At 67.9% G+C, this 22315-nt stretch carries 23 protein-coding genes and 1 pseudogene; 10 read left to right on the forward strand and 14 right to left on the reverse strand.

The features are described 5' to 3' along the window. Positions 1-10: 10 nt before the first annotated feature. Positions 11-1021 carry a glucose-6-phosphate dehydrogenase (coenzyme-F420) gene (fgd, locus tag AWC07_RS11745; protein WP_085105079.1) on the reverse strand — a complete coding sequence of 337 codons (1011 nt, stop codon included), beginning with the start codon at positions 1019-1021 and terminating at the stop codon, positions 11-13. Between the two features lie 228 nt (positions 1022-1249). On the opposite strand from fgd, the gene AWC07_RS11750 reads away from it, so the two are divergent. After that, complete coding sequence (locus AWC07_RS11750; protein WP_036410489.1) at positions 1250-2014, forward strand: MBL fold metallo-hydrolase; 765 nt, start codon at positions 1250-1252, stop codon at positions 2012-2014. A 327-nt stretch (positions 2015-2341) separates the two neighbouring features. On the opposite strand, the gene AWC07_RS26840 is transcribed toward AWC07_RS11750, so the two are convergent. The 6 genes from AWC07_RS26840 to AWC07_RS11780 form a co-directional block, all read right to left on the reverse strand. Beyond that, positions 2342-2560, reverse strand: a complete 219-nt coding sequence (locus AWC07_RS26840) for a hypothetical protein (RefSeq protein ID WP_139829655.1) — start codon at positions 2558-2560, stop codon at positions 2342-2344. Positions 2561-2667: 107 nt separating this feature from the next. Continuing rightward, entirely contained in the window at positions 2668-4002 is a 1335-nt protein-coding gene (locus tag AWC07_RS11760) for an NtaA/DmoA family FMN-dependent monooxygenase (protein WP_036410492.1), read from the reverse strand. Continuing rightward, positions 3999-5117, reverse strand: a complete 1119-nt coding sequence (locus tag AWC07_RS11765; RefSeq protein ID WP_036410495.1) for an LLM class flavin-dependent oxidoreductase — start codon at positions 5115-5117, stop codon at positions 3999-4001. The genes AWC07_RS11760 and AWC07_RS11765 overlap by 4 nt, the downstream gene beginning before the upstream one ends. Beyond that, positions 5114-6199, reverse strand: a complete 1086-nt coding sequence (locus AWC07_RS11770; protein WP_036410498.1) for an LLM class flavin-dependent oxidoreductase — start codon at positions 6197-6199, stop codon at positions 5114-5116. The genes AWC07_RS11765 and AWC07_RS11770 overlap by 4 nt, the downstream gene beginning before the upstream one ends. Before the next feature lie 7 nt (positions 6200-6206). Beyond that, on the reverse strand, positions 6207-7112 hold the full coding sequence (locus AWC07_RS11775; protein WP_051507838.1) for an SAM-dependent methyltransferase: 906 nt from the start codon (positions 7110-7112) through the stop codon (positions 6207-6209). A 44-nt stretch (positions 7113-7156) separates the two neighbouring features. Next, the gene (locus AWC07_RS11780) at positions 7157-7537 is read right to left on the reverse strand and encodes a DUF3054 domain-containing protein (protein ID WP_036410500.1); all 381 of its coding nucleotides are present in this window, start codon (positions 7535-7537) and stop codon (positions 7157-7159) included. A gap of 35 nt (positions 7538-7572) precedes the next feature. Between AWC07_RS11780 and AWC07_RS11785 the strand changes: the two genes are divergently transcribed. The 3 genes from AWC07_RS11785 to AWC07_RS11795 all read left to right on the forward strand — a co-directional run bounded on the left by AWC07_RS11785 (position 7573) and on the right by AWC07_RS11795 (position 11379). Continuing rightward, the gene (locus AWC07_RS11785) at positions 7573-8760 is read left to right on the forward strand and encodes an acyl-CoA dehydrogenase (RefSeq protein ID WP_036410522.1); all 1188 of its coding nucleotides are present in this window, start codon (positions 7573-7575) and stop codon (positions 8758-8760) included. Between the two features lie 96 nt (positions 8761-8856). Further along, positions 8857-9483 (forward strand): hypothetical protein, encoded by a 627-nt coding sequence (locus AWC07_RS11790; protein WP_036410503.1) that lies wholly within the window; start codon positions 8857-8859, stop codon positions 9481-9483. A 480-nt stretch (positions 9484-9963) separates the two neighbouring features. Next, the gene (locus tag AWC07_RS11795; RefSeq protein ID WP_051507839.1) at positions 9964-11379 is read left to right on the forward strand and encodes an NAD(P)/FAD-dependent oxidoreductase; all 1416 of its coding nucleotides are present in this window, start codon (positions 9964-9966) and stop codon (positions 11377-11379) included. 316 nt (positions 11380-11695) lie between these two features. On the opposite strand, the gene AWC07_RS11800 is transcribed toward AWC07_RS11795, so the two are convergent. From AWC07_RS11800 to purT, 3 genes are read right to left on the reverse strand one after another with little or no spacing between them, the layout of a single operon-like run. Then, on the reverse strand, positions 11696-12925 hold the full coding sequence (locus tag AWC07_RS11800; protein WP_036410528.1) for an O-succinylhomoserine sulfhydrylase: 1230 nt from the start codon (positions 12923-12925) through the stop codon (positions 11696-11698). Between the two features lie 21 nt (positions 12926-12946). Next, positions 12947-13369, reverse strand: a complete 423-nt coding sequence (locus AWC07_RS11805; RefSeq protein ID WP_036410505.1) for a rhodanese-like domain-containing protein — start codon at positions 13367-13369, stop codon at positions 12947-12949. Then, positions 13366-14769 carry a formate-dependent phosphoribosylglycinamide formyltransferase gene (purT, locus tag AWC07_RS11810; RefSeq protein ID WP_036410508.1) on the reverse strand — a complete coding sequence of 468 codons (1404 nt, stop codon included), beginning with the start codon at positions 14767-14769 and terminating at the stop codon, positions 13366-13368. Before purT ends, AWC07_RS11805 begins: the two co-directional genes overlap by 4 nt. A 375-nt stretch (positions 14770-15144) precedes the next feature. On the opposite strand from purT, the gene AWC07_RS11815 reads away from it, so the two are divergent. Further along, positions 15145-16461 (forward strand): PPE family protein, encoded by a 1317-nt coding sequence (locus tag AWC07_RS11815; protein ID WP_036410530.1) that lies wholly within the window; start codon positions 15145-15147, stop codon positions 16459-16461. 5 nt (positions 16462-16466) lie between these two features. Here the strand turns inward: AWC07_RS11815 and AWC07_RS11820 are convergent, their stop codons facing one another. Then, complete coding sequence (locus AWC07_RS11820) at positions 16467-17117, reverse strand: PaaI family thioesterase (RefSeq protein ID WP_139829662.1); 651 nt, start codon at positions 17115-17117, stop codon at positions 16467-16469. 14 nt (positions 17118-17131) lie between these two features. Then, positions 17132-18430 (reverse strand): adenylosuccinate synthase, encoded by a 1299-nt coding sequence (locus AWC07_RS11825; protein WP_036410512.1) that lies wholly within the window; start codon positions 18428-18430, stop codon positions 17132-17134. Between the two features lie 87 nt (positions 18431-18517). Here AWC07_RS11825 and AWC07_RS11830 point away from each other — a divergent pair, with 87 nt between their 5' ends. The 4 genes and pseudogenes from AWC07_RS11830 to AWC07_RS29800 all read left to right on the forward strand — a co-directional run. Further along, positions 18518-19162 (forward strand): hypothetical protein, encoded by a 645-nt coding sequence (locus tag AWC07_RS11830; RefSeq protein WP_036410514.1) that lies wholly within the window; start codon positions 18518-18520, stop codon positions 19160-19162. A gap of 19 nt (positions 19163-19181) precedes the next feature. Then, positions 19182-19952, forward strand: coding sequence for a site-2 protease family protein (locus AWC07_RS11835; RefSeq protein WP_036410516.1), 771 nt, complete (start codon positions 19182-19184; stop codon positions 19950-19952). A 42-nt stretch (positions 19953-19994) separates the two neighbouring features. Next, positions 19995-20900, forward strand: coding sequence for a cation diffusion facilitator family transporter (locus AWC07_RS11840; RefSeq protein ID WP_085105080.1), 906 nt, complete (start codon positions 19995-19997; stop codon positions 20898-20900). An 86-nt stretch (positions 20901-20986) separates the two neighbouring features. Further along, positions 20987-21241 (forward strand): annotated as a pseudogene (locus AWC07_RS29800) (GNAT family N-acetyltransferase); the annotation flags it as partial. On the opposite strand, the gene AWC07_RS28090 reads toward AWC07_RS29800, so the two are convergent. Next, positions 21172-21366 (reverse strand): hypothetical protein, encoded by a 195-nt coding sequence (locus tag AWC07_RS28090; RefSeq protein ID WP_208622406.1) that lies wholly within the window; start codon positions 21364-21366, stop codon positions 21172-21174. The pseudogene AWC07_RS29800 and the gene AWC07_RS28090 sit on opposite strands and share 70 nt — an antisense overlap. Positions 21367-21489: 123 nt before the next feature. Between AWC07_RS28090 and AWC07_RS28095 the strand changes: the two genes are divergently transcribed. Further along, positions 21490-21831 carry a hypothetical protein gene (locus AWC07_RS28095; protein WP_051507880.1) on the forward strand — a complete coding sequence of 114 codons (342 nt, stop codon included), beginning with the start codon at positions 21490-21492 and terminating at the stop codon, positions 21829-21831. Between the two features lie 9 nt (positions 21832-21840). Here AWC07_RS28095 and AWC07_RS11850 read toward each other — a convergent pair whose 3' ends face one another. After that, a complete protein-coding gene (locus AWC07_RS11850) occupies positions 21841-22254 on the reverse strand; it encodes a DUF3151 domain-containing protein (protein WP_036411254.1) in 414 nt (137 codons plus the stop codon). Positions 22255-22315 lie beyond the last annotated feature (61 nt).

A 22315-nucleotide genomic window follows, 5' to 3' on the forward strand; every position in this document is an offset into this window, starting at 1 on the left:
AGCCCGCCTTTCAGGCCAGCCGCCGTAGCCGGGGCGCCAGGTCCGTTTCGAATAGCTGCAGGAACCGGCGCTGGTCGTGCCCGGGCGCGTGGAACACCAGGTGGTTGAGGCCCCACGTCACGTACTGGCCCACCTTCTCCACGGCCTCGTCCGGGTCGGAGGCCACGATCCAGCGTTTGGCGATCTGCTCGATCGGCAGGGCGTCGGCGGCCTTCTCCATCTCGATCGGGTCGTCGATGCTGTGCTTTTGTTCGGCGGTCAGCGACAGCGGCGCCCAGAACCGGGTGTTCTGCAAAGCCAGCTCGGGATCGGGGTCGTAGGAGATCTTGATTTCGATCATCTTGTCGACGTCGTCGGCGTCGCGGTTGGCCGCGGCCGCCCCTTCCAAGACGCCCGGGATCAGCCTTTCGGTGTAGAGCTCTTCGCCCTTGCCGGACGTGCAGATGAAGCCGTCACCGGCGCGTCCGGCGTATTTGGCCACCGCCGGACCGCCGGCGGCGATGTAGACCGGCACGCCGCCCTCGGGCACGTCGTAGATCGAGGCGCCTTTGAGCCGGTAGTACTCGCCGTCGAAATCCACACGGTCGCCTCGCCATAGTTCGCGCATCAGCCGCACCGATTCGCGCAGCCGGGCGAACCGCTCCTTGAATTCCGGCCAGACCCCTTCGTATCCGGTGGCGATCTCGTTCAGCGCCTCGCCGGTGCCCACGCCGAGGAAGACCCGGCCCGGGTACAGACAACCCATGGTGGCGAAGGCCTGCGCGATGACGGCGGGGTTGTAGCGGAAGGTCGGCGTGAGCACCGAAGTGCCCAGCAGCAGCCGCGTCGTGCGTTCGCCGACGGCAGTCATCCACGACAACGAGAACGGCGCGTGCCCGCCCTTGTGGCGCCACGGCTGGAAATGGTCACTGACGGTGGCGCTGTCCATGCCGTGCGCTTCGGCGGCGACGGCAAGCTCGACGAGCTCGCGCGGGGCGAATTGTTCAGCCGATGCCTTGTATCCGAGTTTGAGTTCAGCCACTCGTTCTTTCTACTCCTGCACCTACTCCTGGACCCAGGGAGCCGGTGTCGGTGCCGCACCGAAACCAGGTGTGAGCGCTGCGGCCGAACGGCGCCCCGATTGTTCTCCGGACGGCCCGGACCAGGGTCCGGCCGTGGCGATAATCGGTTGTTGACGCTCAAACGCGTTGCGGCCGTTAAGCTGATCGCGCGGTTATCGGGCTGGCAATGCCTTGACGTAGGAGAAGACATGGCCCACCAGCTGAAGACGGAGCTTGTTCAGGTTACCGAGAAGGTTCACTTCGCCCATGGGCACGCGGTCAACTGGGTGCTGGTCACCGACGACACCGGGGTGATGTTGATCGACGCCGGTTATCCCGGCGATCGCGAGGAGGTGCTGGGGTCGCTGCGCCTGTTGGGCTATCAGCCCGGGGATGTGCGCGCGATTTTGCTGACCCACGCGCACATCGACCACTTGGGCACCGCGATCTGGTTCGCTCGAGAGCATCACACCCCGGTGTACTGCCATGCCGACGAGGTCGGGCACGCCAAGCGCGAGTACCTGGAGCAGGTGTCGATAATCGATGTCGCACTGCGCATCTGGCGACCCCGCTGGGCGGTGTGGACCGTTCACGTGGTGCGCAACGGCGGCCTGGTCCGCGACGGCATCCCGACGACACAGCCATTGACCGCCGAGGTGGCGGCGGGGCTGCCGGGCCATCCGATGGCGATCTTCACCCCCGGGCACACGAACGGGCATTGCTCGTATCTGGTCGACGGCGTACTGGCCAGCGGCGACGCCCTGATCACCGGTCATCCCCTGCTGCGCTGCGGCGGGCCGCAGCTGCTGCCGGCGGTGTTCAGCCACAGCCAGCAGAACTGCATCCGCAGCCTGTCGGCGCTGGCGCTGCTGGAAACCGAGATCCTGGCGCCCGGTCACGGTGAGCTGTGGCGCGGCCCGATCCGTGCGGCCACCGATGAAGCCCTGCAGCGAGCGGGAGCGTTCGCCCGCTGATCAAGGGCGACCCGCTCACTCCGCTAGTTCGCCCGCCCCGAACCAGACGCTCGCGCAGGTCATTTCCACGTCGCAGAACAATTGCTCGTAGTCACCTCGATCACCTCCTTCCCGATTCAGGGACGACGCGATTTTCAGCTCGCTTCGCCAGCAACCACCGCGTCGAATTGGGCGCGGCGGTCGTCAGGACGAGCCCGGCCGCCGTCAGGTCGTCTCGCACGGTCGCCGGGCTGACGCGCTGCAGCACGAGCGACTGGTGCCATCGCCGGCCGGCGGCCGTCAAGATGAACTCACCCGTCGTGACGCCGCCGGCGTTGGAGTGGATCGTCAGCGCGCTGCTGCTTGCCCGGACGTCACTGTCTTGGTCCAGCCCGGTGGCCGGGACGCCATGTGCGAGGGCGGCACCCATTCGATGATGGCCTGCCCGCTGGGGGCGAGATTGTGGGCAACGGTGGCCAGCATCGACCTGCGCAGCTGGGCATCCGGGACCGCGCTGCCGTCCTGTGCCACGACACTGACACCGGGTATCGTTGTGCTGCTTGACATTCAGGTGGCTTTCTCGGCAGCGTCGATCACCGGCATATTGTCACCCACGGTTGTCGATGCACTATTGCGCCATGGCGCCGCGGTCAATGGCGGCGTTTGCGGAATCCTTACAGCTGCGGGCCCGGCGCCAGGCCCAGATGCGCGCGCAAGGTCGCACCGGCGTACTCGGTGCGAAACGCGCCGCGCTCCTGCAACAGCGGCACCACCCGTTCGACGAATTCGTCCAGGCCGTGCGGTGTCAGATGCGGCACCAGAATGAACCCGTCGCACGCGTCGGCCTGGACGTAGCGGTCGATTTCGTCGGCAATATGCGCCGGACTGCCGACGAACTGCTGACGGCTGGTGACGGCGATGACGAGTTCTCGGATCGAGAGGTCTTCCGCCGCGGCCTTATCCCGATACCGACGGGCCAGCACAACGGGGTCCACGTGGCGCACCCGCCCCTGGCTGATGGTGCTGTAGGCGATCGGCTCCACATCGGGCAACGGGCCGTCCGGGTCGTAGCCTGACAGGTCACGGCCCCACACCTGCTCGAGCATCGCGATCGCGGTGGGGCCGCTGACCTGTTGCCGGCGGATGTGTCGCGCCTTGTCCTGCGCCTGCGCATCGGTGTCTGCGATGACAACGGTCACTGCCGGAAATACCTTGAGCTGGTTGGGGTCCCGGCCGTAGGAGCGTGCCCGGGCCTTCATGTCTGCGTAGTAGCGCTGACCCTCCTCCAGCGACGTGTGCAGGGTGAACACGGCGTCGGCGCGGCGGGCCGCAAATGCCCGTCCCGCCGCGGAGTCGCCGGCTTGCAGCAGCACCGGATGCCCCTGCGGTCCAGCCGGAAGCGTGGCGAAACCGCGTACCTCGAAGTGGGTGCCCGAGTATTCGACGCGGCGGATGCGGTCCGGGTCGAGGTAGACGCCGTTCTCGACGTCGGCCGGCACCGCGCCGGGCGCCCAGCTGTCCCAGAACCTCCGGGCGACCGCCAGGAACTCCTCGGCCCGCGCGTAGCGGTCGGCATGGTCGAGAAAGCCGCCGCGTCGGAAGTTGGCACCGGTGAACGCGTCCGACGAGGTGACGATGTTCCAGCCGGCGCGGCCGTCGGACAGCTGGTCGAGCGTGGCGAATTGCCGCGCCACTTCGAATGGTTCGTTGAAGGTGGTGTTGATGGTTCCGGTCAGGCCGATCCGGTCGGTGACGGCGGCCAGCGCCGCCAGCACGCTGAAGGTGTCCGGCCGGCCCACCACGTCCAGGTCGTAGATCCGGCCGCGGTGCTCCCGTAACCGCAGTCCCTCGGCCAGGAAGAAGAAGTCGAACAGGCCGCGCTCGGCGGTGCGGGCCAAATGCACGAACGAGTCGAATTCGATCTGGCTGCCGGCATTCGGATCGGTCCACACGGTGGTGTTGTTGACTCCGGGAAAATGCGCGGCCAGGTGAATGGGCTTGCGGCTCACGAGGTTAGCCCCCAATGCCGCGCAATCAATTCATGTGATCGCAGTCGATCCCGGTGCCGGTGCGTCACCGAGGTGATGACGAGTTCGTCGGCGCCGGTGACCCGTTGCAGTGCGTGCAACCGCCGCGCGACCTCCTCCGGGCTGCCGACGAATTGCGTTGCCAACCGGTCGATGACCACGGCGCGCTGCTCGTCGGTCAGCGGAGCGCAATCGGCGGGGTCGGGATAGGGGATGGCGCCGCCGCCGGCCCGGATGGAGTAGACCCAGTGCCCGTAACCAGATGCCAGGTGGCGGGCGGTGGTGGTGTCGTCGGCGACCACGACGTCCGCCGACACCACGACATATGGCCGCGGCAGCGTCGCCGACGGCACGAAGGCGGCGCGGTAGGCGTCGACGGCGTCCAGCGCGGTGGCCGGGGTGAGGTGATAGCTGGCCACGAACGGCAGTCCCAGCGCGCCGGCCAGCTGGGCACTGCGCCCCTTGCTGCTGCCGAAGATCCACGGGGTCAGCGAGGCCCCTTCGCCGGGCACCGCGTGCACGTCGAAGCCGTCCACCCGGTAGGTGCCGGCCAGCATGGCGATGATGTCGCCGACCTGCTCGGCGAAGTCGGGTGCGATCGCCTCGGGCTGCTGCAGGATCGCCATGGTGGCCTGCACCCGGCCGCTTGCCAGCAGGGTGCGCAGGTCAAACGGCGGCGGGATCACCACACCGTCGACCTCGCGCCAGTGCGCCGGCGGTCGCGGTGTGCGAGGTTTGGCCGGGTCTCTCGGCTTGACGCCGCGTCGCTGCGCGGACCGGCCCAGGCCCAGATCGATGCGCCCGGGATAGAAGGCGTCAAGCATGCCAAAGCTTTCCACCACCGCGGCGGCGGTGGTGTGGCTGAGCTGGACTGCGGCCGACCCCACCCGAATCCGATTGGTAGCCGCGGCAATTTGACCGATCAGCACTGCCGGTGCGGCGCTGGCGACGGCGACGAAGTGGTGCTCGGCGATCCAGAAGCGACGATAGCCCCACCGCTCGGCCTGCTGAGCCAACTCGACGGTGTTGCGCAACGCCGTCGCGGCGTCGCTGCCGGCGCTGATCGGCGACAAGTCCAAGACCGACAACGGGATCACCGGTTCACCGCCGCGTATCGGTTGGGCGCCGGCGGCAGGCCGAGGCGCTGGCGCAGCGTTTCAGTGTCGCGATACCCGCTCCGGAACCGGCCGGCGCGCTGCAGCAGCGGCACCACCTCGTCGATGATCACCGGAAGGTCGAAGGCGTTCACCGCCGGCCGCAGCCGCGCACCGTCGATGCCGAGGCGTTGCCAATTCAGCAGCAACTCAACCAAATCCGATGCGCTGCCCGGGAAGACCAGCGCATCGGAGCGGAAGTCGCCGGCGCCGTCGAAGGAAACAACCACATCGGCAAACACTTTCAGCTGCCCGCCGGCGGCGCGCACGTCGTCGAGGATGCTTCCCAGCGTGTCGTCGGCCGGCGTGATGAAGACGACATCCGCCGTGGCGGCGGCGAATTCATAGACGGGCACCGCGTGCGCCAGGGCGGCCACCACCGGCTGGCCCTGCGGCGGTCGCGGCGTTATCGACGGGCCCTTGACCGAGAAGTACTTACCGGCGAAGTCGATGTAGTGCAATTTGTCCCGGTCGATGTAGCGTCCCGTGGCCACGTCGCGGATCACCGCGTCATCTTCCCAGCTGTCCCAGAGCCGGCGCACCACCTCGACGTAATCCCGGGCTTCGTCGAACAGCTCGTCGGGGTTCACCGAGCGCCGGCCGAACAGGGCCGCCTCGTGGGTGGTAACACTGACCCTCGGCTGCCAGCCGGCCCGGCCGTGCGACACAAAGTCAAGCGTGGCAATGGCTTTCGAGATGTGGAAGGGCTCGGTGTGGGTGACTGTGGCCACCGGGACCAGACCGATGTGCCGGGTCGCCGGGGCGATGCGTGCCGCGACCAGCACGGCGTCGGCGCGTCCGGCCAGGCGTCGCGGATCGATCCGCTCGCGCCGGCCGGGCTGCGGCATCAGGGTGTCTTCGATGGTCAGAAAGTCGAGCAGCCCCCGTTCGGCGATGACCGCCACGTCGGCCCAGTAATCCCCGCTGAGCACCGACCGGGACTCGACCGCCGCGGTGGCCCGCCAGGCTTGCGGGTGCCAGCCGTACCCGTCCAGCGCGACAGCCAGATGCAGCAGATCCGTCATGTCAGCTCTACACCAGCGTCGCGGTGACATACCTGGGGGTGATCGCCACGTCACGGGGCCGGACACTCCAGCGGCCCGGCATTCCCATCGCGCCGAACAGCTCGACGACGTCGCGTTCCACTGTCTCCCAGCCGTGGGATGCCAACCATTCCGGCAGATAACGGTATTCACCCGGATACGTCAGCGCGGCCAGGTCCACGTCCAGGCCGAACTTTCGCCAGCGGTCGACGAAAGCCCGTCCCGCCTTCTGCTGCAACGGTGTCCACGTGGGCATGTGATCGGCGGCGAACCGGCTGCCGACCGCGCTCACCGCGGTGACGTCGGTCAGCAACCGCTCCTGCCCGCCCGGCGGCAGGTAGCCTACGAGCAGGTTCTCGGCAATCCACACCGTGGGCTGGTCCGCGTCGAAACCGACCCGCCACAAGGCCGCCAGCCAATCCTGACGAAGGTCGATGCCGACCGCACGGCGGTGCGCGGTCGGCTTGGCCCCCAGCCCGTGCAGCAAACCAGTCTTGAATTCGATCACTCGGGGCTGGTCTATCTCGTACACCGTTGTCCCCGGTGGCCACCACAGCCGGTACGGCCGGGCGTCCAGGCCCGACCCCAGGATCACCGCCTGACGAATCCCCGCCCGGCAGGCGTCGGCAAGGAAACCGTCCAGGAACCGGGTGTGCGTCACCAGGATGTCGATGAGCCCGGCCGTTGTCCGGTTGTCGGCCTCGTCGGCCTCGTCCAGATCTCCGTCGATAATCCGGGTGAAGTACGGCACTCCCGCGGCGCGTACCAGCGGTTCGGCGAACGGATCGTTGAGCAACCCGGCGCCGGCGGCGACGGCCCTGGCGGTGGCGCCGAAGGTGGCGGTTACCCCGACGCCGGTGGCCGGATCCCAGTCGTCGTCATCGGTGCGTACCATCGGGCCTCACCTTGCAGCGCCTCGTCAAGCCTCGTCAAGCACCGTCAAGCATCCGAGCGGCGGCGCAGCAGCAGCCCGGCGGCCGCACGCCAACCAAGCAGCAACACGCCGGTGACCGACGAGGCGACCACGACGAAACTCACCGCCACACCGGCCGAGCTGGCCTTGCGCAACACCATGCCGACCGCGACGGTGCCGATCCAGACAATCACCCCGGTGGGTATCACGCTGGTGGGCCGTCGCCAACCACGCGACACCAGCCATCCGGCAAGGGTCCCGCTGAGGAACGGCCATGCCGTCGTCGCGACGCCACTGACACTGATGCCCTCGGCATGGCTGCGGCGCCCGAGGGTGCAGAAGATCAGGACGGCGACCACGTCGGTGGCCAACGAGCCCAGCCAGCACAGCCTGCGCCGCGGTTGCATGCAGCGAGATTACCGGGCCGGGCAGGATGGGGTTCATGAGCACCGACACACCGCCCGCCTTCGACCGCTACGACCCGCTCGGGCTGGACGCGTCGCTGTCCGCCGACGAGCTCGCGGTGCGCGACACCGTACGGCAATTCTGCGCCGAGCACGTGACACCGTTCGTCGCCGAGTGGTTCGAGGACGGCGACCTGCCGGTGGCCCGCGACCTGGCCAAGCAGTTCGGTCAACTCGGCCTGCTGGGAATGCATCTGCACGGCTACGGATGTGGGGGTTCGTCCGCGGTCCACTACGGCCTGGCTTGCCTGGAGCTCGAAGCCGCCGATTCCGGCATCCGGTCGCTGGTGTCGGTGCAGGGTTCGCTGGCGATGTTCGCGATCTGGCACAACGGCTCCGAGGAGCAGAAGCAACAGTGGCTGCCCGGCATGGCGGCCGGTGAGCTGGTCGGCTGTTTCGGGCTGACCGAGCCCGACGCCGGGTCCGATCCGGCCGCCATGAAAACGCGGGCACGACGTGATGGCTCGGATTGGCTGCTCGACGGGCGAAAGATGTGGATCACCAACGGTTCGGTCGCCGACGTCGCGATCGTGTGGGCCGGCACCGACGAGGGGATCCGCGGCTTTGTCGTGCCCACCGACACCCCGGGCTTTGCCGCCAACACCATTCACCACAAGCTGTCGCTGCGGGCGTCGATCACCAGCGAGTTGGTGCTCGACAGCGTCCGGCTGCCCGCCGAAGCGATGCTGCCCAACGCTATTGGACTCCGGGCGCCGCTGGCCTGCCTGTCCGAGGCGCGTTACGGAATCGTCTGGGGCGCAATGGGTGCGGCGCGCGCCGCGTGGCAGTCCGCGCTGGACTACGCGATGCAGCGCACCCAATTCGGCCGTCCCATCGCCGGCTTCCAGTTGACTCAGGCAAAGCTCGTCGACATGGCCGTCGAACTGCACAAGGGCCAGCTGCTCGCGCTGCATCTCGGACGCCTCAAAGACCGTGTCGGCCTGCGTCCCGAACAGGTCAGCTTCGGCAAGCTCAACAACACCCGCGAAGCGATCGAGATCTGCCGGACCGCGCGGACGATCCTGGGCGGCAACGGAATATCGCTGGAGTACCCGGTGATCAGGCACATGGTCAACCTGGAATCGGTGCTGACCTACGAGGGCACCCCCGAGATGCACCAGCTGGTGCTCGGCCAGGCCTTCACCGGCCTGGCAGCATTCCGCTGACCCGGTGCCGGCCCAGGCAGGTGGCCCGATGGTTCAGCCGGGCCCTCCTGCCGAATCTGGCCCACTATTGGCGCCGCGACGGTAGATGATGGGCTTATGTCACACCGGATCGTTGTCGCCGTCGCTGTGTTCGGGCTGTCCGTGAGCGCCCTGGCGGTAACCTCCACGGCCACCGCCGACCCCACCGTTACGCTGCCGCCGATGACCTCCACCGGCAGCGGACCGAACATCGACGGCGCCGTCGCAGCGCCGGGCATTTCGCAGCAACTGACCAACCTCGCCAACCCGGACGTCCAAGAGGTCGACGGCTCGGACGCGGCGCAATTCATCACCGCGGCCGCCGCGGTGACCAACCCGCAGTTGGCCGCACCCTTCGTGCTGCTGCGCCGCGCGTTGGCGTGCCAGAGCGACGGCACGGGCTCGGGCTCCCCGTTCGCGGCACGCGCCTACCGACGGGCCGACGGGCAATGGGGAGGCGCGATGTTGGTCACGGCCAAGAGCACCACTCCCAACGTCGACGCGTTGGTCAGCTGCGTCAAGACCAATTGGCGCCGGTCGACGGCGGGCGGCGAAAACGCCATGTGTAACAACGGCTGGACTACCCCGACCGACGGCGATCTGCGTCGCACCGAGGTCTACTACGTCTTGCTCGCCGGCACCTCCGCGGATTTCTGCACCGGACTCAACGCCAGATACGCGGACAACGCCAGCGGCTGGCCGTGAACTAGACCCGCCTAGTCCGCGCCTAGTCCTCGCCTAGTCCTCGTCACCCGGTCGGTCGCGACGCACCGGGCCCGGCTGGCTCAACCGCCGAACAGCGGGCGCGGTATCACCGTGGGCGGTGCCCCGGCCCGTGACGTCGCGGCCGTTCAGGCCGCCAAGCAGCCTCGAGGCACTGCCCGCTTGCCGGATGTCCGAGGCGGCAGCTGTGTACCCCCTGCCGTATATTGCAACCGTTGTGGCACTCTGCGGAATGGCGCCGCCATTCATCGCGACGGCACCCGTCCTATAACGTCACGAAACGAACGAGACTGGCTGGCAATAGGTTTGCTCGGGAATCCGACCGGAAAGCAGACCGAGACGGTGCTCGGCACACGGTTGGGTCCGGAAACAATCGACCTTAGCCGGGCGAAGTCGTACGGTGTACATGCGCCGCAGTGGCCCTGAGACTGTCGCAGCGAATGACGAAACTGAAGGAGGACCATGACGCCCCCACCCAGCGAAGGCTCGTCCGTCGGCAGGCGCCATCACGTCGTCATCATCGGCAGCGGTTTCGGCGGTCTGACCGCCGCCAAGAGGCTCAAACGGGCCGACGTCGACGTCACCCTCATTTCCAAGACGACCACCCATTTGTTCCAGCCGCTGTTGTACCAAGTGGCCACCGGAATCTTGTCCGAGGGTGACATCGCCCCGACCACCAGGCTGATCCTGCGCAACCAAAAGAACGTGCGGGTATTGCTGGGTGAGATCATCGGCATGGACCTGAACGCGAAAACGGTCACGTCGAAATTGATGGACATGAGGACGGTCACGCCGTTCGACAGTCTCATCGTGGCGGCCGGTGCGCAGCAGTCCTATTTCGGCAACGACGATTTCGCCATCTTCGCGCCCGGCATGAAGACCATCGACGATGCCTTGGAGCTGCGCGGCCGCATCCTGGGCGCGTTCGAGGCCGCCGAAGTCGCCACCGACCATGCCGAGCGCGAACGCCGGCTGACCTTCGTCGTGGTCGGGGCCGGCCCCACCGGTGTGGAACTCGCCGGGGAGATTGTCCAACTCGCCGAGCGCACCCTAGCCGGGGCATTTCGAACCATTACGCCCAGCGAGTGCCGGGTGATCCTGCTCGACGCAGCGCCCGCGGTACTGCCGCCGATGGGCCCGAAGTTGGGCCTCAAGGCGCAACGGAAGCTCGAGAAGATGGACGTCGAAGTCCAGCTGAACGCGATGGTGACCGCCGTGGATTACAAGGGCATCACGGTCAGGGACAAAGACGGCACCGAGCGCCGCATCGACTGCGCGTGCAAGGTGTGGGCGGCCGGCGTGCAGGCCAGCCCGCTGGGCAAGATGGTGGCCGAACAGTCCGAGGGAACCGAAACCGACCGCGCCGGACGGGTGGTCGTGGAACCCGACCTCACCGTCAAGGGACACCCGTACGTCTTCGTTGTCGGTGACTTGATGTCGGTGCCGGGCGTACCCGGGATGGCCCAGGGCGCCATCCAGGGGGCACGTTATGCCACCACGATCATCAAGCACGCCGTGAAAGGCCACGACGACCCGGCCAACCGCAAGCCATTCCACTATTTCAACAAGGGCAGCATGGCCCTCATCTCCCATTTCAGCGCCGTCACCAAGATCGGCAAGGTGGAGTTCGCCGGCTTCTTCGCCTGGCTGGCGTGGCTGCTGCTGCATCTGCTGTACCTGGTGGGCCACCGCAATCGCATTGCCGCCGCATTCTCCTGGGGGCTGGCCTTCCTGGGCCGCACGCGCGGGCAGATGGCCATCACCAGCCAGATGGTCTACGCCAGGCTGGCGATGCGCTATGTCCAGGCGCGGGCCGAAGAAGGCGCGCTGGCCGCCGCCGAACAGGCCGAAAGAGCCGAACAGCGAGCCGCCGGTTAAGTTGCGACTCGGATGGCGCCGCGGCCGTCACTGCCTTGGCGATGTCGGTGGCGGGCGGATTGTCAAGTAGGCGGGCACTCCCGCCACCGATAACCGGTGACTGGCCGATTAGGAATTAGGAGCGCGGGCCAGTAACGGTTCACGCGGGTCCGGCGCAGCCCAACCGGGGTCAGGTTTTCATTCTGCGCTGAGGGCGACGAAATCGCACTTGAATCCAAGCACTCCGCAGCGCTCTCGGCGCAGAGTGGACGCCCTGGATGCAGGCTCGCGCGTCGAGCACACTCCATGATCCCAACAACGTGACTGACCCGGGCTGCTAGCTCAACGCCCGGTCCAGATCGGCGATCAGGTCGTCGGTGCCTTCCAGGCCGACCGAGATGCGGACCACGCCGTCGCCCAGGCCGATGGCGGCGCGGCCCTCCGGGCCCATCGCCCGGTGCGTCGTGGTAGCCGGATGCGTGACAAGCGATTTCGCGTCCCCCAGGTTGTTGGAGATGTCGATCAGCGCAAGCTTGTCGAGCACCTCGAACGCCCGTTGTTTGGCCGCACTCTCCGGAGCGTCCAGCGCGAAGGTGACGACGGTTCCGCCGCCGGACATTTGGCGCCTGGCCAGGTTGTACTGCGGATGCGACGGCAAAAACGGGTAGCGCACCCAACTCACCGCGGGATGGGCTTCCAGGAACGCCGCGATCCGCAACGCCGAGGAATTGCTGTGTTCGACCCGAACCGCAAGTGTCTCAAGGCCTTTCAGCAGCACCCAGGCATTGAAAGCGCTCATCGCCGGTCCGGTGTGGCGCATCAGCTTCTGCACCGGGCCGTCGATGTACTCCTTGTCACCGAGGATGGCGCCGCCCAGCACCCGGCCCTGTCCGTCGATGTGCTTGGTGCCCGAGTACACCACCACGTCGACCCCGAGCGGAAAGCCCTGCTGCAGCAATGGCGTGGCAAAAACGTTGTCCAGCACCACTTTTGCACCTGCGGCATGTGCCAGCTCGGTCACCGCGGCGATATCCACCAGCGACTGCATGGGATTCGCCGGCGTCTCGAAGAACACTGCTCGGGTGGGCTTGGAGGGGTCGGCCAGCGCCTGCTCCCACTGCGAAAGGTCGTCGCCGTCGACGAAAACCGTCTCCACACCCCAGCGCGGCAGTATCTCGTCGCACACCACGAAGCACGACCCGAACAAGCTGCGCGCGGCCACCAACCGGTCCCCCGCCGCCAGCAGCGCGCCCAGCGAGGTGAACACCGCCGCCATGCCACTGGCGGTGGCGAACGCGGCCGGCGCTCCCTCGATCAGCCGCAGCCGCTCCTCGAACATGGACACGGTGGGGTTGCCGTAGCGCGAGTAAACATAGTGGTCCAACTCGCCGCTGAACGACTGCTCGGCCGTCGCCGCCGACTCGTAGACATAGCCGGACGTCAGATACATCGCCTCGGCGGTCTCGTCGAACCCCGAGCGCAACAGCCCGCCGCGCACGCCGATGGTGGCCTGGCTGACACCGTCGGGCAGCGGCTTGGGCGTGCGGACCGAACGTTCGCCGGTCATCGCCGCCACCCCGTCACCGGATCACCCCTGCCTCCAGGGCAATCCGATTGCCCGCCAACCGACGACACCACGATGCCCCTCGGCGTCGAGGTGTCCTTCGAAGCCGTCCAGCACGTTGTAGGCCGGGGAGATCCCGGCGCGGGTTGCGGCTTCGGCAGCGCCGATGGAGCGCTGACCGGAGCGGCACAGGAAAACGACCGGCCGCTCGCCCGGACCTTCCGCGGGCGCGATGGCGTCCTGCAGTTCGGCGACGAAGTTCTGGTTGCGTGCCCCGTCGACGGTGTTCCACTCGATGTAGACGACGTCACGGCCAAGGCTGGATAAGTCCGGCACACCGACGAAATGCCACTCGGCGGCGGTCCGCACGTCCACCAATACAGCCTCAGGATTGTCGCTGAGCATCTTCCATGCTTCGAGCGGCGTTATGTCTCCCGCGTAGCTCACTTGCCCGAGTCTCGCATACTGAGCCGGTCGGCGACGTCCCGGGCGCGGCCGCGCGCGGTCCCCACGTCGGCCGCGGTAGCCAGCGCCACACCGAGCTTGCGTGGCCTCCCGGGGTGCGCACTGGTAAACACCCGGACATCGCTTTCCGGGACGCTCAGCGCGGCCGTCAGCGTCTCGGCACTGGGCGCCACGCCCGCGGCGGCCCGGCCCGGGCCGACCACCCGAGCAGCGCCCGGCGACACCATCAACGTGTCCACCCCGAGGCCCAGGACGGCCCGGGCCTGCAGCTCGAAGGCGGAAAGCCGCTGGCTGCGCAGGGTGACCCAGGCGCTGTCGCCCGGCCACGCGGTGACGTCGGCGAAGTACACCTCGTCTCCGTTGACCATCAATTCGACGCTGAAGACGCCCCGTCCACCGAGCGCCTTCACGATGCGCGCGGCGATCGACCTCGCCGCGTCATGCGCGGCGGTACTCAGCTGCTGCGGTTGCCAGGATTCCAGGTCCCGGTCACCCCGATCGTCTGCGCCGCGATAACCGACCGGCGCACAGAACGTGATTTCCGGTCCCGCCGGCCCGTCACTGCACACCACGATCAGGGTGACCAGAACCTGGATATCGACCACCGTCTCGGTCCACACCCTAGGGTGTGGACCCGCGAGCTCACCGCCGGTCGCGCGGTGCCACGCACGCTCGATCTCGTCCGGCCCGCGGACCACCGACCGCTCCCGACCGCTCACTTTGGCGACGGGTTTGACTATCAACGGGTATCCGGCGTGGGCGGCCACCGCCTGGAGTTCGGCAAGCGATCCGACGAACCAGAACGGCGCGGTAGGCAGGCCGAGCTCGTCAGCGGCCAGCTTGCGCAGGCCTTCCCGGTCACGGGTCAGCCGGACGCTGCGGGCGCTGGGCACCAGCTCGGTGTACCAACCGTCAGACTGAGCCTGCCGGGCTGGGCCGGCTTGGCCGGCTGGGCCGGCTGGGCCGGCTGGGCCGGCTTGGAGAGCATCGAGTGCGTCCACACTGACCGCCTCGGTGAGCGTCACCACGAAGTCCGGATGCAGCCGCGCGAAGAGGGCCGCCAGCTCGTCGGCATCGGTCATGGAGACGACCAGCGCCTGGTCGGCGACGCGGTGCGCGGGCGCATCGGCACGGTCGTCGGCGGCGATCACCTCTGCGCCGAAACCTTGTAACGCAACTGTCAGCTCCCGGCTCAGCTCGTCCGAGCCCAGCAACAGCACCCGCGGTCTGCCCTCGGGCTCGGCCGCGGCCGGCTGGCCGGTTGCGGCGGGCGGCACCTCCAAGGCCATCGTTTTGTCGTCCCGGGCAGCACCGTCGCCGGCCGCCGGCCGCTCGTCCTTACCGGTGAGCGCATCCCGTCCCTCGGTCAAGCCGTCCGTCACCAGCCCACCCTCTCAATCGGTTGTTGTCCCGCTGCTCAAGGATAGGGGCGCTGGCGCGGAACGGTGCCGGGAGCGCTATTGCCCGCGGTAATAGCGGGCTCGATAAGAGATAAGGCGCTTCTGCGCTCATTCGCCGCGCTTTTGTGTAACTCTGCTCACAGCCCGGTGTTTGCCTGGTCCATGATGATGTAGGTCAGGTGAGTGATGGACAGTGACTCGCGCCATCCGAAATAGAAAGGCCCTTCGCGGACCGCGCAATTCCGTCAAGGAGAAGTTCATGCCTTTCGTGATGACACCGCCTGCCGTGGATGCGGCCGGTGGGGCGACCCACGCCGGCGCCGCGTGGCCGGGAGGGGCGCAGCGATGACCCTCGGAATGGACTTTGCGGCGCTGCCGCCGGAAATCAATTCCGCCAGGATGTATGCCGGACCCGGCGCAGCTCCGCTGCTGCACGCGGCGACGGCCTGGGGGCGACTGGCCAACGAACTCAACGCGACGGCCGCGTCCTACTCAGCGGTGATTTCCGGGCTCGCCGGTGAGGAGTGGCAGGGCGCCTCGGCGCTGTCCATGGCGGCCGCGGCTGCTCCCTACGTAGCGTGGATGAGGGCTACTGCCGCCCAGGCCGAGCAGGCCGCGGCTCAGGCCGTCGCCGCGGCCAACGCATACGAATCCGCGCATGCGGCGACGGTGCCCCCGGGGGAGATCGCGGCCAATCGCAGCACCATGATCTCGCTGGCACGGACGAACATCTTCGGCCAGAACACGCCGGCGATCGCCGCCAGCGAAGCCAACTACAGCGAAATGTGGGCTCAGGATATTGTCGCCATGGACGGCTACGCCGGCAGCTCGGCGGCCGCGGCGGAGTTGCCACCGTTTGTCGCCCCACCGGCGACAACCACCGGCGCCGAGCCGGTGAGCGAAGCCGCGACCGACGCCGCACCCGCTGCCCAGGCCGCGGCGGCAGCCGCCCCGGCGGCGTCCTTACCAGGCCCGCTAGCCGTCTTACCTATCGACCCCTCCATAGCCCTTGGACCCCTCGAGGATCTTGACCTTCTTGTGCTCGCAGCCGTGCTGGTCGCGGGTGGCGCGTTGAGCGTATCGGGAGCGCAGCTGGGCGAGGTCTATCGCCACGACATGGTCGACGAGTGGGAGAAGGAACCCGGTTGCACACCGGAATCGGACGAGAGCCCCGCGGGTCGGGGAAGGAGCTCGATTCCGCCGGGCCGGATCACCACCCCGCCCCAGCCGCCGATCGCTGCGATTTCCGGCGCCTCGGCCAGTATCGGCGGGCTTTCGGTGCCGCAGAGCTGGATGCTTCCGCCGGCGGTGCGCCAAGTCGCCGCGATGTTCCCCGGCACCACACCGATGTTCATGACGGGTGGTTCGGACGACGGGTATGCGGGCATGGCGGCGGCGGGTTTGGCCGGGACCAGCCTGGCGGGCCTGGCGGCCCGGGGCAGCGCCTCCTCGTCGACCCCGGCAGCGGCGGCGCCGGCAGCGGGCGGCGGGGCCGCGGTGGCCGGCCGACCCGCCGCGAACACACCCTCGATCCCGGCGGCCGCCGGCACGAACATCCCGGGGTTGCCGTCCGGTCTACCGCCCGGCGTGGTAGCCAACCTTGCCGCGACGCTGGCGGCGATCCCGGGGGCGACCATCATCGTGGTGCCACCCAACCCGAGCCAAAGCCAGTAGCTCCCTCAGGGCTGTCCGGGAAGCAGCCGCACCATCAGGCCGGTGCCTTCGGCCAACACCGTTTCGCCGGCGTCGACCAATTCCAACAACTCCGCCGACACGAACGCCTTGCGGCCCTCGGTACGCGTCACTCGTCCCCGTATCATCAGCGGCGCATCGATCGGGGTGATCTTGCGGTAGTCGACGTGCAGGAAGGCCGTCCGGCTGATCGGCCGCCCGGCCGCATGCGAAACCATGCCGAACATGTGGTCGAAGAGCAACGGCAGCACGCCACCGTGCACCGCGTTGTTGCCTCCGACATGAAATCGGCTGAACGAACCCGTCATTTCCACACCCTCGGGCCGGTAGCGGGTCAACGTCCACGGCGGCAGTAACAGGCTGCCCATGCCCGGCAAATCGGGGGTCCGCCCGGCCGGCCCCTTGCCTTCCTCCGCCTGGAACGGGCCCAGCAGCCCGACCAGCGCGTCGGCGCGCTCGGCGGCCTCGTCCCACACGTTGTCACCCGGGTCCGCCGACACCGCCAGGTCCTGCAAGCGGCGCATCGTCGTCACGAAACGGCGGAAACCCGCGCCGGGGCTGGCCGGGCCGTATTCCGGAAAGCCGCCGTGGTGCTGGTATTCGGGATCTTCTTCTTCGGGGCATCCGTCTGACCCCAGGGAGGAATAGTGCGTCACGGGCGGGCCGCCAGGACGTCGCGGCGCACGATGGTCTGATCCCGTCCGGGGCCGACACCGATGCACGAAACCGGTGCTCCGGCAAGCTCTTCCAGTCGCAGCACGTAGTCACGAGCCTTGGCGGGCAGGTCGTCGAAGTCGCGCGCGGCGGAGATGTCCTCCCACCATCCCGGCAGCTCCTGGTAAACCGGCTCGGCACGGCACAGATCACTCTGGGTCATCGGCATCTCGTCGGCCTGCTTTCCGTCGATCCGATAGCCGACACATACCGGCACCGTTTCCAGGCTGGACAGCACGTCGAGCTTGGTCAGGAAGAAGTCGGTGATGCCGTTGACCCGGGTGGCGTAGCGCGCGACGATAGCGTCGAACCAGCCGCAGCGCCGGCGCCGGCCGGTGGTCACCCCGAATTCGCCGCCGGTCTTGGACAGGTATTCCCCGGATTCGTCGAACAGCTCGGTCGGGAACGGGCCCGAGCCGACGCGGGTGGTGTAGGCCTTGAGGATGCCCAGCACCGTGCGGATCCGGGTGGGGCCGATGCCGGAGCCCACGGCCGCCCCGCCCGCGGTCGGGTTCGACGACGTCACATAGGGGTAGGTGCCGTGGTCGACATCGAGCAGCGTGCCCTGGGAGCCTTCCAGCAACACCGTTTCGCCGGCATCGAGCGCATTGTTGAGCAGCAGCCGGGTGTCGGCGATGCGATGGCGGAAACCGTCGGCCTGCTCCAGCAGCGATTCGACCACCTGCGCCGGCTCCAGGGCCTTGCGGTTGTAGATCTTCACCAGCACCTGGTTCTTGAACTCCAGCGCGGCCTGGACCTTATGGGCCAGCTGCTCGGGGTTGAGCACGTCGGCGACCCGGATCCCCATCCGGGCCACCTTGTCCTGGTAGCAGGGCCCGATGCCGCGGCCGGTGGTGCCGATTTTCTTGCTGCCCATGTAGCGCTCGGTCACCTTGTCGATGGCCACGTGGTACGGCATCAGCAGATGCGCGTCGGCCGAGATCAGCAGCTTGGAGGTGTCGACCCCCCGCTCCTCCAGGCCGTGCAGCTCGTCGAGCAGCACACCGGGGTCGATCACCACACCGTTGCCGATGACGTTGGTGACCCCGGGCGTCAGCACACCCGACGGGATGAGGTGCAACGCGAAGTTCTCGCCGGTCGGCAGCACGACGGTGTGCCCGGCGTTGTTGCCGCCCTGGTAACGCACCACCCACTGCACCCGCCCCCCGAGCAGATCGGTGGCTTTACCCTTGCCCTCGTCGCCCCACTGGGCGCCGATGAGGACGATTGCCGGCATGACGCGCTCCCACCTCGTCTCGCGGGTTGTGCCCGCCTATTGTGGTCCAGCCGGTGACTTACCCTACCCAGCGGTTTGCGAGGAACCATGCATAACGGGGCGAAACCGCCCAGCACCGCGGTATTGGTGTTCGGTGATCGGCCCACGCCCGCCGCGTTGACCGGCCTGCCGACGCACCGGCCCGACGACCTCGACGCCGCAGTGCACTGCTATCGGCGGCTCGTCGTGATCGGCGATGACGCTGACCTGGCCGGGGTACTGACCCGGCTGTTACGCGCCGACCGGCTCGACATCGAGGTGGGCTACGCAACCAGCCGGCGTACCAGAGCCACCCGGGTTTACCGGTTGGGCGCCGGGCGCCGGGCGGCGCGACGCGCCCGGCGGGGCACGGCCCATCGGGTGCCGCTGATCCGCGACGAGACCGGGACGGTGATCGTCGGCCGGGCCAGTTGGTTGCCGGCCGCTGGGCCGCAGCTGCATGGCGAGGCCGTCGTCGACGACACCGTGCTGTTCGACGGCGAGGTCGCCGGGGTGTGCATCGAGCCGACGTTGCAGCTGCCTGGGCTACGGGCCGCCCTCGACACCCGACCGTGGCGCCGCTGGGTCAGCGGCCGCGCAGCCCAGCTGGGCACCACCGGCGCGGTGGTGGTGCGCGACGGTGTCGCCGCACCCCGATCGGTGCGGCGAGCGTCGTTCTACCGCCACGTCGAAGGCTGGCTGCTCGTCCGGTAGTTTTCGACCGGTGAGAAAGATGGGCCTGCACGAGTCGGTGCGACCCAGCCCGATCTTTCTGGGCCTGGTCGCGCTGACGGCCGTTGGTGGGGGGCTGGCCTGGCTGGCCGGGGCCAGTGTGCGGCCATTGGCCTATGCCGGAGTGTTCACCTTCGTGATCGCCGGCTGGTTGGTCTCGCTGTGCCTGCACGAGTTCGCGCATGCGTTCACCGCCTGGCGATTCGGCGACCACGACGCCGCGGTGCGGGGCTATCTGACGCTGGACCCGCTGCGCTACAGCCATCCGGCCATGTCGCTGCTGTTGCCGATGGTGTTCATCGCTTTAGGTGGAATCGGCCTGCCGGGCGCTGCGGTCTACCTGCGGACGTGGTTCATGACGCCGACCCGTCGCAGTCTGGTCAGCCTGGCCGGACCGGCGGCCAACCTGGCGCTGGCGGTGCTGCTGCTGACCGCAACCCGGTTGCTCTACGACCAGCACCACTTGGTGCTGTGGGCCGGGGTGGCGTTCCTGGGCTTTCTGCAGATCATGGCGGTGGTGCTGAACCTGCTGCCGATCCCGGGCCTGGACGGTTACGACGCCTTGGAGCCGCATCTGAGTCCGGAGACGCAGCGGGCGCTGGCGCCGGCCAAGCAGTTCGGTGTCTTCATCCTGCTGTTCGTGCTGCTGGCGCCGGTGTTGAACCAGTGGCTGTTCGGAGTGGTGGGCTGGCTGTTCGACCTCTCCGGTGTGCCGCACCTGCTCGCGGCGGCCGGCAATTCGCTGACCCGATTTTGGAGCCGCTGGATCTGACCTCGTTGCAATACATGCGTGATTATGCATATATTGATGCTCATGGGAGCCGGCCACAATCACAGTCACACGACTACAGCGGCGAGCGCCACGCGGATGATCCCGCGGATGATCGCGGCCGCGGCCATCCTGGCGGCGTTCTTCGTGGTGGAGCTGACCACCGCGCTGCTGATCAACTCGATCGCGCTGCTGGCCGACGCCGGACACATGCTGACCGACGTCGTCGCGGTGTTCATGGGGCTGGCCGCCGTCGTGCTGGCCAGGCGGGGCAGCTCGTCACCGGATCGCACCTTCGGCTGGCATCGAGCCGAGGTGTTCACCGCGGTAGCCAACGCGGTGCTGCTGATCGGGGTCGCGCTATTCATCCTCTACGAAGCGGTGGACCGTCTTCGCGAGACTCCCGCGGTACCCGGGATGCCGATGATCGTGGTGGCGCTGTCGGGCCTGGTCGCCAACTTCGTCGTGGCGATGCTGTTGCGGCCCCACTCCGAGGGCAGCCTGGCGGTCAAGGGCGCCTACACAGAAGTCGTGGCCGATACCGTCGGCAGCTTCGGCGTGTTGATCGCCGGCGTGGTGACCGTCACGACGCGCTGGCCCTACGCCGACGTGGTGGTGGCCGTGCTGGTCGCGCTGTGGGTAGCGCCCAGGGCGCTGTCGCTGGCCCGCGCGGCATTGCGCATCCTTTCCGAGTCGTCGCCCAGCCACATCGACGTGTCGGAACTCCGTACTGCGCTGTACTCCCTGGACGGCGTGACCGACGTGCACGACCTGCACGTGTGGACACTTTCGCCGGGTAAGGACATGGTCACCGCGCACCTGACCAGCGACGGCCAGTTGACCACAGTGCTGCGGGACGCGCGTGCGGTGCTCTACGCCCGGGGGTTGAAGCACGCCACCGTTCAGGTAGAGCTGCCCGAGGATGCCGGATACTGCGCTGCCAACCTGTAACCATGACTGATCGCCTGATTCGTTCGCCGCGTGAAGCCGACCTGCCGACGGCGAGCGCAATCTGCCGACGAGCATTCGCGACGTTCATGAGGGTGCCCGACCCGCAGACCTTCTGGGCGGACCGTGAGTACGTCCGGACGCGTTGGCGTGCCGATCCGGATGCCGCGCTCGCCGCCGAGGTGAACGGCGCCGTGGTGGGTTCGAATTTCGTGACCAGGTGGGGCAGTTTCGCGTTCTTCGGACCGCTGACAGTGACACCGCAGCTGTGGAATCAAGGCATCGCCCAGCAGTTGATGACCGCCACGATGGATCTGATCGACTCGTGGAACGTGACCGCGGCGGAGCTCTTCACGTTCGCCCACAGCCCTGGCCACATCCACTTGTACCAGAAGTTCGGCTTCTGGCCTCGGTTCTTGACCGGGCTGCTCGCCACGACAGCCGCCGAGCCGGCGGCCGTCTCGTTCACCAGGCCCTCGCAGGCCGGAGCCGGCGAACGGAACGGTCTGATCGACGCCTGTCGTGCCCTGACCGACGACATCTACGCCGGCCTGGCGTCAGCGCCGAAATTGAGTCGGTCGACGCCCAGCAATTGGGCGACACCGTGCCGCTCGGTAGCGGCGACTCGGTGGACGCATTCGCGGTCTGTCACCTGGACACCGGTACCGAGGCCGGCGCCGACACCTGCTACATCAAGTTCGCCGCCGTCAGCCCGAGGGCACCAGCCGACCACGTCTTCGGGCAGTTGTTGGATGCCTGCGAAACGCTTGCCGTGCAACAGGGCATGCGCCGAGTGGAAGCGGGCGTCAACCTCAATCGTGGCCTGGCGTATCGGAGCATGCTCCGTCGCGGCTTCACAGCCGAGTTGTACGGCGTGTCGATGCACCGACCCGACGCACCCGCCTACATCTACGTCGTCGATGACCTGCGGTGACCAACCCGGTCAGAGGCCCAGCGCCGGGCGCGCGGCGGGGTCGCAGTCGTCCAGCAGGTCCAGGCACCGGTCGTACTCGTCGGTTTCCCCGATGGCGTCGGCGGCTCGCGCCAGCGCCGCCACGCAGCGCAGAAAGCCTCGATTGGGCTGGTGCGAATAGGGCACCGGACCGAAGCCCTTCCAGCCGTTGCGACGCAACTGGTCCAGGCCCCGGTGGTAGCCCGTACGGGCGTAGGCGTAGGCGGTGATGGCCTTGTCGTCGCCGAGCGCCTCCTCGGCCAACGCCGCCCAGGCCACCGACGCCGACGGATGTGCGGCGGCGACGATGCCCGGGTTTTCTCCGGCCAGCAGCTCGGCCTCTGCGTCACTGTCGCCGGGAAGCAGGATCGGATCAGGCCCTAGAAGATCATCCATCGGCGTCATGACGCCTATTCTGCAACTTTGCCCATCCGCCCTATTAGGGCCGGTGGTCATTTCCCAAGGA

Source organism: Mycobacterium gastri (assembly GCF_002102175.1).
Lineage (GTDB): Bacteria > Actinomycetota > Actinomycetes > Mycobacteriales > Mycobacteriaceae > Mycobacterium > Mycobacterium gastri.